This is a genomic window from Microbulbifer sediminum (genome assembly GCF_021729035.1).
Classification (GTDB): Bacteria; Pseudomonadota; Gammaproteobacteria; order Pseudomonadales; family Cellvibrionaceae; genus Microbulbifer; species Microbulbifer sediminum.
The window spans coordinates 64523-78040 of sequence record NZ_JAJSAP010000006.1 but is presented as its reverse complement, the minus strand read 5'-3'; the positions used below and the strand labels follow the sequence as shown (position 1 = coordinate 78040).

The following is a 13518-nucleotide window of genomic DNA, read 5'->3' as shown; positions in this document are numbered from 1 at the left end:
GGCTCCCCTGAAAACTCAAGTCCGGAATATGGCACTCGGATGTGACCAAAAATTTAAAACGGGTTCCATCATCGACAGACAGGCAGGGGAAAGCAAGGGGCACGCCGGACCGACTGTCCACAAAACTGGCAGGAAGGGGGTGGAGAGGAAACACGCTCGCGCCATGCGCGACCGGACAGGGCCCGGCCGCGCCAGCGCCGCCCATCACACGCTGGGGCTGTGAATTCCCATCTCGCACAGCGCCGAGGTTTCACGCACGATGGTCTCACTGCGGTCCGGGCCGGTGGAGACGATATCGATAGGCGCACCCACCAGTTCCTCGATACGGGCGATATAAGCGCGCGCATTGGCTGGCAGCTCCGCTTCGCGGCGCACACCGAAAGTGGTCTCGCTCCAGCCGGGCATGGTCTCGTAGACCGGCTCGACACCCTGCCAGCCGGCGGCATCGAAGGGCACCGGCACTTCCTCGCCGGCGCTGTTGCGGTAGCCGGTGCAGATCTTCACCTCATCCAGGCCGTCGAGCACATCCAGCTTGGTCAGGCACAGGCCGGAGATGCTGTTGATGCGGATGGCATGGCGCACCGCCACCGCGTCGAACCAGCCGGTGCGGCGCTGGCGCCCGGTAGTGGCACCGAACTCATGCCCCTTTACCCCCAGGTGGCGACCCACATCGCAGCCCAGCTCGGTGGGGAAAGGCCCGCCGCCCACACGGGTGGTATAGGCCTTGGTGATACCCAGTACGTAGTCCAGGTACAGGGGACCGAAACCAGAGCCAGTTGCGGTACCGCCGGCGGTAGTGTTGGAGGAGGTGACAAACGGGTAGGTACCGTGGTCGATATCCAGCAGGGAGCCCTGCGCGCCCTCAAACAGGATGTGCTCACCCCGCTCCCGGGCGCAGTGCAGCCAGTCGGCCACATCCGTGATCATCGGCACCAGCTGGTCGCGCCACTCCCTCGCCTGGGCCACCATGTCGTCATAGCTGACCGGGTCGACCTTGTAGTACTGCGTCAGGGCGAAGTTGTGATACTCCAGCAGTTCTTTCAGCTGCGCACAGAAGCTGTCCCAGTTGCACAGGTCACCGAGGCGCAGGCCGCGACGGGCCACCTTGTCCTCGTAGGCAGGACCGATCCCGCGACCGGTGGTGCCGATGGGATTGTCACCGCGCGCTTTTTCCCGGGCCTGGTCAAGAGCCACGTGCACCGGCAGGATCAACGGACAGGCCGGGGACAGGCGCAGGCGCTCGCGCACCGGTACGCTCTTGTCTTCCAGCTCGGTCATTTCCTTCAGCAGTGCCTCCGGCGACAGCACAACACCATTGCCAATCAGGCAGGTGACACTGGGGCGCAGGATGCCCGAGGGGATCAGGTGCAGCACGGTTTTCTCACCGTCGATTACCAGGGTGTGGCCGGCGTTGTGCCCGCCCTGGAAGCGCACTACCAGCGAGACTTTCTCGGTCAGCAGGTCGACGATCTTGCCTTTGCCCTCGTCGCCCCACTGGGTGCCCAGCACTACTACATTCTTGCCCATTTACCTAATTCTCTGCGTCAACGTGATACCGCAGTGACGACCGGGGGCCGCCCCTGCAAATTCAATAATCTTAGTCCGGTTCAGCTCCGCGGCTGCACCACCCATTCGCCGTCGCGCTCCACCAGCTCGCGGTCGCAGCGCTCAAGCATCTCGCCTGCGCCAACATCGGGCATGGCGCTAATCACCACCTCACCTGCACGGCGCAGGGCATCCACCTTGCGCCATAGGGAGTCACCCTCGTCATGTGGCGCGAAGATTGCGCCCGGCTCCGGCTCCGAATCCCGGCCCAGTGTATTCAGGGCCACCAGGTCCGTGCTGAAACCCGTGGCGGCGCGCTCGCGGCCGAACACCGCCCCGATACCGTTGTAGCGGCCCCCGTTGGCCAGCGCCTGGCCGTGTCCCGGCGTGTAGGCGGCGAACACCAGCCCGGTCTCGTAGTCGTAGCCACGCACCTCACTCAGGTCAAAGAAGAGCTCCACGGCCGGGTAGCGCCGGGCCAGGGCATCGGCCACCTGCTGCAGGTCCTCCAGCGCATCGCGCAGCGCCTGCGGCGCCTGCGCGAAAAGCTCCCGTGCGCGGGCCAGGCAGCTGTCGCCACCGGCGAGGCCGGGCAGGGCCCGCAGCCAGCCGGCGATACGGCTGTCCGCGACATTGCCTGCCACCCAGTCCTGGATATCCGCGCTGGCCTTGCTCTGCAGCAGCCCGAACAGCTCACCCTGCTGCTCGGTATCCAGCCCCGCCGCCGCCGCCAGGCTGCGGTAGATGGCGACATGGCCCAGGTCCAGGTGTATCTGCCCCACGCCCGCCGCCACCAGGCTCTCGAGCATCAGTGAGATGACCTCGATATCGGCCTGCAGGCTCTCCACCCCGTAGAGCTCGGCCCCGATCTGGATCGGCGCCCGCGAGCCCATGGCGGTACGGGGGCGAGTGTGGAGGACCTGCCCGGCATAACACAGGCGGTTGGCACCGGCGCGCGGAAAACTGTGGGCGTCGATGCGCGCGGCCTGGGGCGTGATATCGGCGCGGATGCCCAGGGTGCGCCCGGACAACTGGTCGGTCACTTTGAAGGTGCTGAGGTCGATATCGCGGCCCATGCCGATCAGCAGGGAATCGGTAAACTCCACCATCGGCGGGATCACCAGTTCGTAGCCCCAGCTGTGGTAGAGGTCCAGCAGGCGCCGGCGCAGGGTCTCGATGCGCTTGGCGTCCGCGGGCAGGATTTCGGCGATGCCTTCCGGCAGCATCCAGCGATCTGGTTGGGTCATGATTGCAACAGGCGCTGATTGTGAAGCGACGGGAACCGGCCTGACAGGCCGGAAGCCCACAAAAAAACCGGGCGACGCCCGGTTTGCGTGATTTTACCATCAACTGGCGCACAGAAGGTAGGGGTAAAGGCCGGGCTTGTGTGCCTGCCTTTACCCCTTTCCGGCCAGGGACGCCACAGGACTAGTCCCGGCCCCCGGCGTCCTTGTCCTTGAGATAACGGAAGAACTCGCTGTCCGGCTCGATCAGCAGCATGTCCGCGCGATCGTTGAAGGACTCCCGATAAGCCTTGAGGCTGCGGGTAAAGCGATAGAACTCAGGGTCCTTGCTGAAGGCCGCCGCGTAAATGGAGGCGGCTGTGGCGTCGCCCTCACCGCGCAACTCCTCGGCCCTGCGCTCGGCCTCAGCCTCGATCTCCACCACCTGGCGATCGGCGTTCGCACGGATACGCTCGCTGGCTTCCTGGCCCTTGGCGCGGTGGTCGCGGGCCTCCAGCTCCCGGCCGGCGCGCATACGCTGGAACACGGATTCCGACACTTCCGGCGGCAGGTCGATGCGCTTCACCCGCACGTCGATCACCTCCACGCCCAGGTTGGTCTGCGCCACCTCATTGAGGTTCGTGGTGATTTCGGACATCAGCTCATCGCGCTGGCCACTCACCACCTCGTGCAGGTCGCGTACACCGAACTGGTTACGCAAGCGGTTATTGATCTGCTCGGAAAGCAGGCGTACCGCGTTGCGTTCGTCACCGCGGGTGGCGACGTAGAAGCGGCCCACGTCAAAGATGCGGAACTTCGCGTAGGAGTCCACCATCATGAACTTGTTTTCCGAGTTGAGCATGCGCACCGGCTGCGAGTCCACCGTCTGGATACGGGCATCGAACTTGCGCAGCTCGTGAACCAGCGGGATCTTGAAGTAGATGCCCGGCTCATAGTCCGTACGCACCAGTTCACCGAAGCGCAGCAGCACCGCTTTCTCGGTTTCCTTGACCACAAAGGCACTGGAGGAGATCGCCAGCACGGCCAGCAGCAGCGCGGCAATGATAACGAGAGTTCTGTTGTTCATAATCCTCCCCCCTTACCGGACGTCACGATTGCGACGATTGTTGGCGGCCTCGGTGCGCAGGCGATCGACTACACGCTGGTAGACCTCGTCCACGACCTTGGTTGAAACACCCTTGCGCTGGGTGGCGCCATCGGCGCTGCGTTCCGCCAGCTTGTCGAGTGGCAGGTACATCATGCTATTGCCGTCCTCGACATCCACCATCACCTTGGAGGTGTTGCTCATCACTTCCTGAATCGTATCCAGGTACAGGCGCTCGCGGGTCACCTCCGGGGCCTGCTGGTATTCCCCCAGCAGCTTTTCAAAGCGCACCGTCTCACCACGGGCCAGCTCTACGACACGCGCCTTGTAGGCCTCGGCCTCCTCGATCCTGCGCTGGGCTGTACCCCGTGCCACCGGGATGACCTGGTTGGCATAGGCCTGGGCCTCGTTCTTGAAGCGCACCTCGTCCTCGCGGGCCTTGGTGACGTCATCGAAGGCATCCTGCACCTCGCGCGGCGCCTTGGCATCGGTCAGGTTGACCACGTCGACGCGAATACCGGTCTGGTACAGGTCCAGGTACTCCTGCAGGCGTGACTGGGTATCGGCAGAGACCTCGGTCCGGCTCTGGGAGATGACCCCGTTCAGGGTAGCGGAGCCCACCACGTGGCGCAGGGCACTGTCGGTGGCTTCCTGCAGGCTCTTCAGCGGGTCGGCAACGCGCAGCACATAGGACTCCGCATCATCGATGTGCCACTGGACGGTAAGCACCACCTCGACGATGTTGGCATCCTCGGTGAGCATCTGGCCGGTGGTGCGCTCGGTGCGCACCTCGGTCATGTTCACCTTGGTGACGTGGTCGATCAGCGGCGGATTCCAGTGCAGGCCGGACGTTTCGGTGGTGTGGTACTTACCCAGGCGCAGCACCACCGCAGACTCGTTGGCGTTGACCTGGTAGAAACCCAGCAGGCCGTACAGGACGGCCACCACGATGGCCACCAGCGCCCACGGAAAGCGCCCGGCCTCCCCGCCGGCAGCGGGACCACCGCCACCAAACAGGCCGCTCAGCTTGCGCTGCAGCTTGCGCAGCAACTCATCCAGATCCGGCGGACCGCCGTTGGGGTTATTACCACCACCGCCGCCCCAGGGGTCCTTGTTATTACCACCCGGCTCGTTCCAGGCCATCGACTTACTCCAACTCTCTGAGAATCTTGTTTATAGCGGCGCGATTCTAGCATTGATCGCCACCAGTTTTCCGTCAGTCTGACGCCCGCCACTGCGGTCCGTCGCCCGCATCGGCGTAGGGTGCCAGCAGCCTCTGCAGGTCGCTGCGGGGCAATACCAGTTCCAGCCTTAAATCACCGTTGTCGCAATAGGCCTCATGCCTGACAGCATTGATTTCATACAGCTGCGCCCGTAAGCGCCCATGTCGCGGCGCCACCAGCAACTCCCCATGCACCATCTGCTCACCGATGCGCTCGGAAATCGCCTCTACCAGCAGGTCGCAACCGGCACCGGTAGCGGCGGACACCCAGACCGCCCGCGGCACGCCATTGGCGTCGCGATCGATAGTCGGCTCTTTAGCCGCCAACAGGTCGATCTTGTTGTACACCACCAGTTGCGGCAAGTCAGCGGCGTCAATTTCCTCTAGTACCAGCTGCACCTCCTCCATCAGGTGCAGGCGATCCTCGGCAGCTGCATCCACCACATGCAAGAGCAGTGTGGCATTGGCCGCCTCCTCCAGGGTGGCGCGAAACGCCTCAACCAGCCGGTGCGGCAGGTGCGACACAAACCCTACCGTATCCGCCAGGATCATCGCGCCCACACTCGGCAGCTCAACCCGCCGCATGGTGGGGTCAAGGGTGGCAAACAACTGGTCCCTCACGTATACGCCCGCATCCGTAAGTCGGTTGAACAGGGTTGACTTGCCCGCATTGGTGTAGCCCACCAGGGACACCGTGGGCACCTCGGCGCGGGTGCGGGCGCGGCGCCCCTGGTCGCGCTGCCGACGGACTTTTTCCAGCCGTTTCTCAATTGAATCGATGCGGGCACGCAACAGGCGGCGGTCCGTCTCCAGCTGCGTCTCACCGGGGCCGCGCAGGCCGATACCGCCTTTCTGGCGCTCGAGGTGGGTCCAGCCGCGCACCAGCCGCGTGGCCATATGTCGTAGCTGCGCCAACTCCACCTGCAGTTTGCCCTCATGGGTGCGGGCGCGCTGGGCGAAGATATCCAGGATCAGGCCGGTGCGGTCCAGCACCCGGCAGCCCAGCTCGCGCTCGATATTGCGCTCCTGGCTCGGCGACAGGTTGTGATCAAACATCACCAGCTCTGCGCCGTGCTCCTTGACTGCCCGCTGGATCTCCTCCAGCTTGCCCCGGCCGACAAAGGTGCGGGGATCAGGCTTGGTGCGCTGGCCGAAAATGAACGTGACCGGGTCCGCACCGGCGGACAGGGCCAGCTCTTCAAATTCACGTGGATCTTCGGGGCTGTCGACTGCCGACAGCTCCAGGTGCACCAGCACCGCCAGCTCACCGGACTCCGGTCGTTCAAAAAACAATGGGAATTCTCAACTGTTGCCCGAGGGGTACGATCACCGCACCCGCGGCAAAATAAGGCTTGTCAGAGGCGCCATTTATCCTGGCACATAACCGCAAAAGCCCCGGCGGGCCGGGGCACACGTTGTGTTTCGGGAGAAACGGGATCAGGCGAAGCTGTCGCGCTCACCGCCTTCACCAGCTCCCTCGCCGGCTCCGCCCTGGGCTGCCGGGTTGAGCAGCGGCACCCGCACTGCGCGGGATGGCACCACGGTAGAGATGGCGTGCTTGTATACCATCTGGCTCACGGTGTTCTTCAGCAACACCACGAACTGGTCGAAAGATTCAATTTGCCCCTGAAGCTTGATGCCGTTTACGAGATAGATCGAAACCGGGATACGCTCTTTACGCAGAACATTGAGGTAAGGGTCTTGTAAGCTGTGCCCTTTTGACATCTTTTTTCTCCTTGTCAAAAGCTGGAAGCCGTAAACAGGCCATAATCGCGCTCGCGAACGCCGCGAACTAAAGAACGGTTACGGTTGAATACGCGTATAAAATGAGCCGGAAATCGCCGGACTCTGTGATAATGACTGACTGATCCATACCGACCTGAGGACGGCACCCTCACGTTATGGCTGCTCAGGCAAGAAATTTCAAGGCTTCCGCCAAGATTTCGTCATTTTTGCGCAATGTGCCATCCGGCGCCTGCAGGTAAACCCGCGACAGGTCCGGCCAGCGCCGCAGCCAGGTAAGCTGGCGCTTGGCCAGTTGCCGGGTGGCGGCGATACCCGCCTCGACCATTTCCTCATAGTCGAGTTCACCGGCCAGGTACTGCCACACCTGCCGGTAGCCCACCGCGCGAATCGCCGGCAGGTCCCCGTGCAGGTCGCCCCGCGCCCGCAGGGCGCGCACCTCATCCACGAACCCCCGCGCCAGCATCTGCCGGAAGCGCTGCTCGATACGCCGGTGCAGCAAGGCGCGGTCCCGCGGCAGCAGTGCCAGCTGGGTCACGCGGTAATGATCCCTGACCGGGTCCCGCGCCTGCTCCCGCCGCAGCTCGGACAGGGGGCGCCCCGTAAGCCGGTAGACCTCCAGGCCGCGCTCGATGCGTACCGAGTGATTCGGGTGCAGCTGCGCAGCCAGCTCCGGGTCCACCTGTGCGAGCTCCGCGTGCAGGGCCGGCCAGCCCTCCCGCGCCGCACGTGCCTCGATCTCGGCACGCACTGCCGGGTCCGCCGGCGGCAGCTCAGCCATTCCTTCCCATAGAGCCCGAAAATAGAGCATGGTTCCGCCAACCAGTAGCGGGATACGGCCGGCAGCGCTGATCTCGGCCATCGCTGCCAGGGCGTCGCGGCGGAAGTCACCGGCGGAATAGGATTCGGCGGGATCACAGATATCGATCAGGCGGTGGGGATAGCGTGCCAGCTCGCCGGCATCGGGCTTGGCGGAACCGATGTCCAGGCCCCGGTAGACCAGGGCCGAATCGACACTGATTAACTCCACGGGTAGCTGGTCGCTGATCGCCATGGCCAGGTCGGTCTTGCCCGAGGCTGTCGGTCCCATCAGGAAGATTGCGCGCGGTCGCCCGCCTGCGGCTGCATCACTCAAATTGCTGTCATCCTGTCGCGCCGTCACTGGCCGCGCATAAACCACTTGTCCATATCCCCGAGCTTCACCTGGGTCCAGGTGGGGCGGCCATGGTTGCACTGCCCGCTGCGCTCGGTGCGCTCCATATCCCGCAACAGGGCATTCATCTCCGGTACCGTCAATTTGCGATTGGCCCGCACCGAGCCATGGCAGGCCATGGTGGACAGCACCTCGTTGACCCGCTCGCCAATCCGGTCACTGCCGCCCTGGGCCAGGAGGTCGGAGAGCACATCCCGCACCAGCTGCTCCACCTCGGCACCGTGCAGCATGGTGGGCACCTGGCGCACCAGCAGGGTCTCCGGACCCGCGCGCTGCAGAACAAAGCCTAGCGCGGTAAAGACCTCGCTGCGCTCCTCGAAGCAATCCGCCTCGCGCTGGCTCACCGCCAGGCTCACCGGCACCAGCAGTGGCTGCGCCTGGATACCGCCCGCCGCGTGCGATGACTTCATCTGCTCGTAGACGATCCGCTCGTGGGCCGCGTGCATATCCACCACGATGAGTCCCTGCTCGTTCTGCGCCAGGATATAGATGCCGTGCAACTGCGCCAGGGCAAAGCCCAGTGGCGGTGCCTCGCTGTCAGCAGCTTCAGGCGGCAGGCCCGGGTTCAATTCCTGTGGCAGCGGCGCCGCGCCGGTGGCGGGCGCTTCGGCCACCCCGGCGGAGCCTGCGTATGGCTGGTGCAGGGCCCCGTAACCCTGCATCTGCCCCTGTAACCGGTCCGGCGACGGGGCAGACGACAGCGGCATCCGCTGCTGGCCGGCAAACTCCCCCGCCGCGGTCCCGGACACCGCAGCCGCCGGGGTTGGCTGTAGGGGCTGCCCCGTGGCGTCCCCGGCATTATTGCCATCCCCACGATCCCCCGGGCGTACCGAGGCCAGTGCGCGGTGCAGGCTGCCGAAGAGGAAATCGTGTACCAGGCGGCTGTCACGGAAGCGCACCTCGTGCTTGGTGGGGTGTACGTTGACGTCCACCGATGCGGGATCCAGCTCCAGGTACAGGACAAACGCCGGGTGGCGGCCATGGTAGAGCACATCGGCGAAAGCGCGCCGCACGGCGTGGCTGACCACCTTGTCGCGGATGGCACGGCCGTTGACGTAGAAAAACTGCAGGTCGGCCTGGGAGCGGGAGAAAGCGGGCTCGGCCACCCACCCCCACAGGCGCAGGCCACTGCGCTCCACATCGATATGCAGGGCATTTTGCATGAACGCGGGTCCGCACACCTGCGACACCCGCCGCTCCATCTCCACCCGACCACTACCCGCGCGCAGGTTGTGCACGCCCTTGCCGTTGTGGCGCAGGGTGATGGCAACGTCAAAGCGCGACAGCGCCAGGCGCTTGATGGTGTCGTCTACCCGATTGAACTCGGTCTTTTCTGTGCGCAGGAACTTGCGGCGGGCAGGGGTATTAAAGAAGAGATCGCGCACATCGACCGTGGTACCGCGCGGGTGCGCGGCCGGAGCCACCTGCGCCTGCATGTCGCGGCCCTCGGCACTGACCTGCCAGCCCTTGCCGCTGTCGTCGCGACTGCTGGTCAGTGCCAGGCGCGCGACCGAGGAGATACTGGCGAGCGCCTCGCCACGGAAACCCAGTGTGGCCACCGCCTCCAGGTCCTCCAGGGCGTGGATCTTGGAGGTGGCATGGCGGGCAAGGGCCATGGGCAGGTCATCCTTGCCGATGCCCTTGCCGTTATCCCGTACCTTGATCCGCTTGATGCCGCCGTTGTCGATCTCCACGTCCAGGCGGCTGGCACCCGCATCGAGGCTGTTCTCCAGCAACTCCTTGATCACGGACGCGGGGCGCTCCACCACCTCGCCGGCGGCGATCTGGTTGGCGAGGCGCGGTGAGAGTTGCTGGATCTTATCGTGCATATACGGCAATGACGGCCTGTTGCCAGGCTGTGCTTCAGAGTCTGTTGTGTGTCGAGGCATCAGCCCGAGGGAATCGTCAGCGTCTGGCCCACCCGGATCACCGAATTTCTGATCCCGTTGACGCGCTTGAGCGCAGCCACCGAGACGTTGTAGCGCAGGGCTATCGCCGACAGGGTATCGCCGCGGGCGATGGTGTGCTGGCGCTGCGGGCCAATATTGGCCGCGAGCCAGGAACCGGCAGGCGGGCGGCTGCTGAAGTGCGCCACTATACCTGCACTGAGTTTTTGTGCCAGCTTGCGCTGGAATGATGGGTCACGCAGGCGCCGGGCCTCGTGGGGATTGGTGATAAACCCGGTTTCCACCAGGATCGAGGGGACATCCGGTGAACGCAGCACAGAAAAGTTGGCCTGCTCCACCTGCTTCTTGTGCAGGTGGGTAACCTGCCCCAGTTGCGACAACACACTCGCCCCCACATCCAGGCTGGCATTCATGGTTGCTGTCATGGACAGGTCCAGCAGCACCCCGGCCAGGGTGTCATCCTTGTCGCCAAGATTTAGGCTGCCCGCACCGCCAATCAGGTCCGACTCATTCTCCCGTTGCGCCAGGAAGCGCGCCGTTTCACTGGTGGCACCCCGGGAAGATACCGCGTACACACCGGCCCCGCGGGCATCCTTGCGCGTAAAGGCGTCGGCATGAATGGACACAAAGAGGTCGGCGCGCATCTTGCGCCCCCTGTTCACCCGCTCACGCAGCGGAATATAGTAATCACCGGTGCGCACCAGCTTGGCGGTAAAGCCCGGACGGCTGTCGATCGCCTTGTGCAGCTGGCGGCTGATGGCCAGCACCACATCTTTTTCGCGCAGGCCACCGGGACCGGACGCACCCGGGTCCTCGCCGCCGTGGCCGGCATCAATGGCAATCACTACATCGCGCTCACGACTGACCTCCAGCAGCGATTTCTCCTCCTGCTCGGCATGGTCATAGAGATCAATCACGAGGCGGTCAGGTTTCTCCTCCAGCCGCCGCAGGGCAAAGCTGCGGGGCTTGGTTTCCTGCTTCAGGTCCAGCACCACGCGCAGGTCTTTCTTGTTGTGCTGGGCATGGCGCACCTGCTCAATGGGTGTGTTTTCCAGTTCCAGCTCACCAAAGGCCGCAGCCAGGCGGGTATCGCTCACGTCGATCACGACACGGTGCGGGTCACTCAGGGTAAAAAGCTTGTGCTCCGCCGGGCCACTCAGGTCAAACACGAGACGGGTGTGGTCCGGGGCCCGCCACAGGCGCACCCCCTGCACCTCCGCAGCCTGCACAGGACCGGCGGTAAGCAGAATGATTGCGATGAGGGACAATACAAGCGGGGCGGCTGCTCGCCGGCCGCCTCGCAGGGGAGGCAAACCGCAAAGCCGCTGGAAAAGTGCCGCTGCCCGCACACGCGCCGGGTCGCAAAGTCGACGCCACACTCGATTCATGGTTCAGCCCCGTTAACGTTATTCTTGGTGGTTGCTGCTTTTCCCTGCCTTGCTGGCCGGTAAGTTTATCCCAACAGGGGAGCGATTGCGCTCAGCACACGCTCCCCCTGCCCTGACTGTGTATACAGATGCAGGGCCCGCCCGCGCTGCGGAACCGACAGCTCCACTACCAGGTCCGCGGGCGGCAGCACGCCCGCACCCCGCTCCGGCCATTCCACCAGGCTGAGGCTGCCGGGGGAGAAGTAGTCACGCACCCCCATAAACTCCAGCTCCTCGGGATCGCCCAGGCGATAGAGGTCAAAGTGGTATACACGCTGCGCCCCTGCTTCGTATGGCTCTACCAGGGTGTACGTGGGGCTCTTGACCGCCCCGCGATGCCCGAAGGCACGCAGCACGCCACGGCAGAACGTGGTTTTGCCGGCACCCAGCTGGCCGTGCAGGTGCACCGTCATCCCGGCAGGCATGCCCACCGCCAGGCAGGCGCGGCCCAGTGCCTCACCCGCCGCCACAGTGGCTTCTTCGTCAACCAGCTCCCGGTTCAGTTCCATCAGTCCACCAGTTTCCTGACCCACGGCAACAGGTCGGTAGCGAGCAGCCCCCGCTGGCCGTCTGCTGCCGCGCGGTTACCCGCCTCGCCATGGAGCCAGACTGCCAGCTGCGCTGCTTTTGGCAACGGCATATGCTGGCCCACCAGCGCCGCCACGACACCGGTAAGCAGGTCCCCCATGCCACCGGAAGCCATACCCGGGTTGCCACTGTTGACCAGGTCGACCCCGCCATCGTGGGCTATCAGGGTCCCCGCCCCCTTGAGTATCACCACACCGCTGAATTTCTGCTGAATTGCCAGCGCGGCGCCGCGGGGATCCGCGAGAACCTCGGCCGTGTCACAGCCCAGCAGGCGGGCGGCCTCACCCACATGGGGAGTAAGCACCCAGTCGTCGCGGCGGAACCCTGCCAGCACCCTGCCGCCGGCGAGGATATTCAGGGCATCCGCATCCAGCACTACCGGGACCTCCGCGCGGGCGGCGCGTGCCAGCAGCTGTTCTCCCCAGGGCTCCTGCCCCAGTCCCGGCCCCACCGCAATCACGCTGGGGGCCTCCAGCAACGGCTCCAGCTCCTGGCCGGAAATCACCGGGCGGGCCATCACCTCGGGGCAGCGCGTCAGCGCCGCCGGCAGGTGCTCCGGTCGCGTGGCGAGGGAAACCAGTCCGGCCCCGGTCCGTGCCGCCGATTCCGCGGCCATCATCGCCGCGCCACCGAATCCACGGTCGCCGCCCACCACCAGCACGTGGCCGAACTGGTTCTTGTAGGCATCCACCGGGCGGCGCGGCAACCGCGGCACACTGGCGGCGTCATAACGCCGCGCCAGGGGATCAATCTCCCGATAGACCGAACCCGGCGCACCCAGGTCGGCGAATAGCACTTCGCCGCTGAGTGCCGCGCCACGGCCACAGAAAAGACCGAACTTGCGACCGATAAATGTCACGGTGATGTCCGCCTGGACCGCAGTTCCGGCAGCACCACTATCAGACTCCACCCCCGACGGCATATCCACCGCCAGTACCGGCGCGGGTGAGTGGTTGATGCGCTCGATGGCGTGTGCCATGTGCTCGCGCACCGCCCCGGAAAAACCGGTCCCCAGCAGCGCGTCCACGATCACCGTGTTGGCGTCGGCACTGTCCAGCTCCGCCAGCGAAGTTACGATATGCACCCCCTCGCGCTCGGCGTAACGGCAGGCCTCCAGCGCATCGCCGGAGAGCTTCTGTGGGTCCACGCAGGCATAGACCGTCACGGGAATCTGCTTCTCGGCCGCCAGGGCCGCAATCACATAGCCATCCCCGCCATTGTTGCCACCACCGCAGAACACCTGCACGCGGCTGGCCTCGGGCCAGCGGGCCAGCAACTGCGCAAAGGCGGCGCGTCCGGCGCGTTTCATCAGTGTAATCGAGGGAATCCTGAGCGCAGCGATGGTGCGCCGGTCCAGGTCACGAACCGAGTCGGCACTGTAAAGAGGGTGTGGGAGTTCCATTAAGCTTCCCTGGGAGTCTCCGGTGTGGTTAATTTTTAATCTGTGGCAGAATAGCCGCCGCCGGGCGTTTCCCGGCCCCGTGGGACACCCCGCAGTATACCTTTCCGGGCGTATAATTTGTCCCTTGTCCTACGACCTCGCCG

11 protein-coding genes are annotated in these 13518 nt (G+C 64.8%); all 11 read right to left on the bottom strand.

Annotated elements, in window-relative coordinates; translation table 11 throughout:
• Positions 1–204: 204 nt before the first annotated feature.
• Complete coding sequence (locus LVD11_RS11655) at positions 205–1527, bottom strand: adenylosuccinate synthase (RefSeq protein WP_237059206.1); 1323 nt, start codon at positions 1525–1527, stop codon at positions 205–207.
• A gap of 80 nt (positions 1528–1607) precedes the next feature.
• The gene (locus LVD11_RS11650; RefSeq protein ID WP_237059204.1) at positions 1608–2792 is read right to left on the bottom strand and encodes an ATP phosphoribosyltransferase regulatory subunit; all 1185 of its coding nucleotides are present in this window, start codon (positions 2790–2792) and stop codon (positions 1608–1610) included.
• Between the two features lie 181 nt (positions 2793–2973).
• A complete protein-coding gene (hflC, locus tag LVD11_RS11645) occupies positions 2974–3855 on the bottom strand; it encodes a protease modulator HflC (protein WP_237059202.1) in 882 nt (293 codons plus the stop codon).
• 12 nt (positions 3856–3867) lie between these two features.
• On the bottom strand, positions 3868–5016 hold the full coding sequence (gene hflK, locus LVD11_RS11640; protein WP_237059201.1) for an FtsH protease activity modulator HflK: 1149 nt from the start codon (positions 5014–5016) through the stop codon (positions 3868–3870).
• Positions 5017–5089: 73 nt separating this feature from the next.
• A complete protein-coding gene (hflX, locus tag LVD11_RS11635; protein WP_237059200.1) occupies positions 5090–6388 on the bottom strand; it encodes a ribosome rescue GTPase HflX in 1299 nt (432 codons plus the stop codon).
• A 144-nt stretch (positions 6389–6532) separates the two neighbouring features.
• On the bottom strand, positions 6533–6820 hold the full coding sequence (gene hfq, locus LVD11_RS11630; RefSeq protein ID WP_091515063.1) for an RNA chaperone Hfq: 288 nt from the start codon (positions 6818–6820) through the stop codon (positions 6533–6535).
• Between the two features lie 184 nt (positions 6821–7004).
• Entirely contained in the window at positions 7005–7928 is a 924-nt protein-coding gene (gene miaA, locus LVD11_RS11625) for a tRNA (adenosine(37)-N6)-dimethylallyltransferase MiaA (protein WP_237059547.1), read from the bottom strand.
• 68 nt (positions 7929–7996) lie between these two features.
• Positions 7997–9880, bottom strand: coding sequence for a DNA mismatch repair endonuclease MutL (mutL, locus tag LVD11_RS11620; RefSeq protein WP_237059197.1), 1884 nt, complete (start codon positions 9878–9880; stop codon positions 7997–7999).
• Positions 9881–9939: 59 nt separating this feature from the next.
• The gene (locus LVD11_RS11615; protein ID WP_237059194.1) at positions 9940–11226 is read right to left on the bottom strand and encodes an N-acetylmuramoyl-L-alanine amidase; all 1287 of its coding nucleotides are present in this window, start codon (positions 11224–11226) and stop codon (positions 9940–9942) included.
• A 185-nt stretch (positions 11227–11411) separates the two neighbouring features.
• Positions 11412–11894 (bottom strand): tRNA (adenosine(37)-N6)-threonylcarbamoyltransferase complex ATPase subunit type 1 TsaE, encoded by a 483-nt coding sequence (gene tsaE, locus LVD11_RS11610; RefSeq protein ID WP_237059192.1) that lies wholly within the window; start codon positions 11892–11894, stop codon positions 11412–11414.
• The gene (locus LVD11_RS11605; RefSeq protein WP_237059184.1) at positions 11894–13375 is read right to left on the bottom strand and encodes an NAD(P)H-hydrate dehydratase; all 1482 of its coding nucleotides are present in this window, start codon (positions 13373–13375) and stop codon (positions 11894–11896) included. The genes tsaE and LVD11_RS11605 overlap by 1 nt, the downstream gene beginning before the upstream one ends.
• Between the last annotated feature and the right edge of the window lie 143 nt (positions 13376–13518).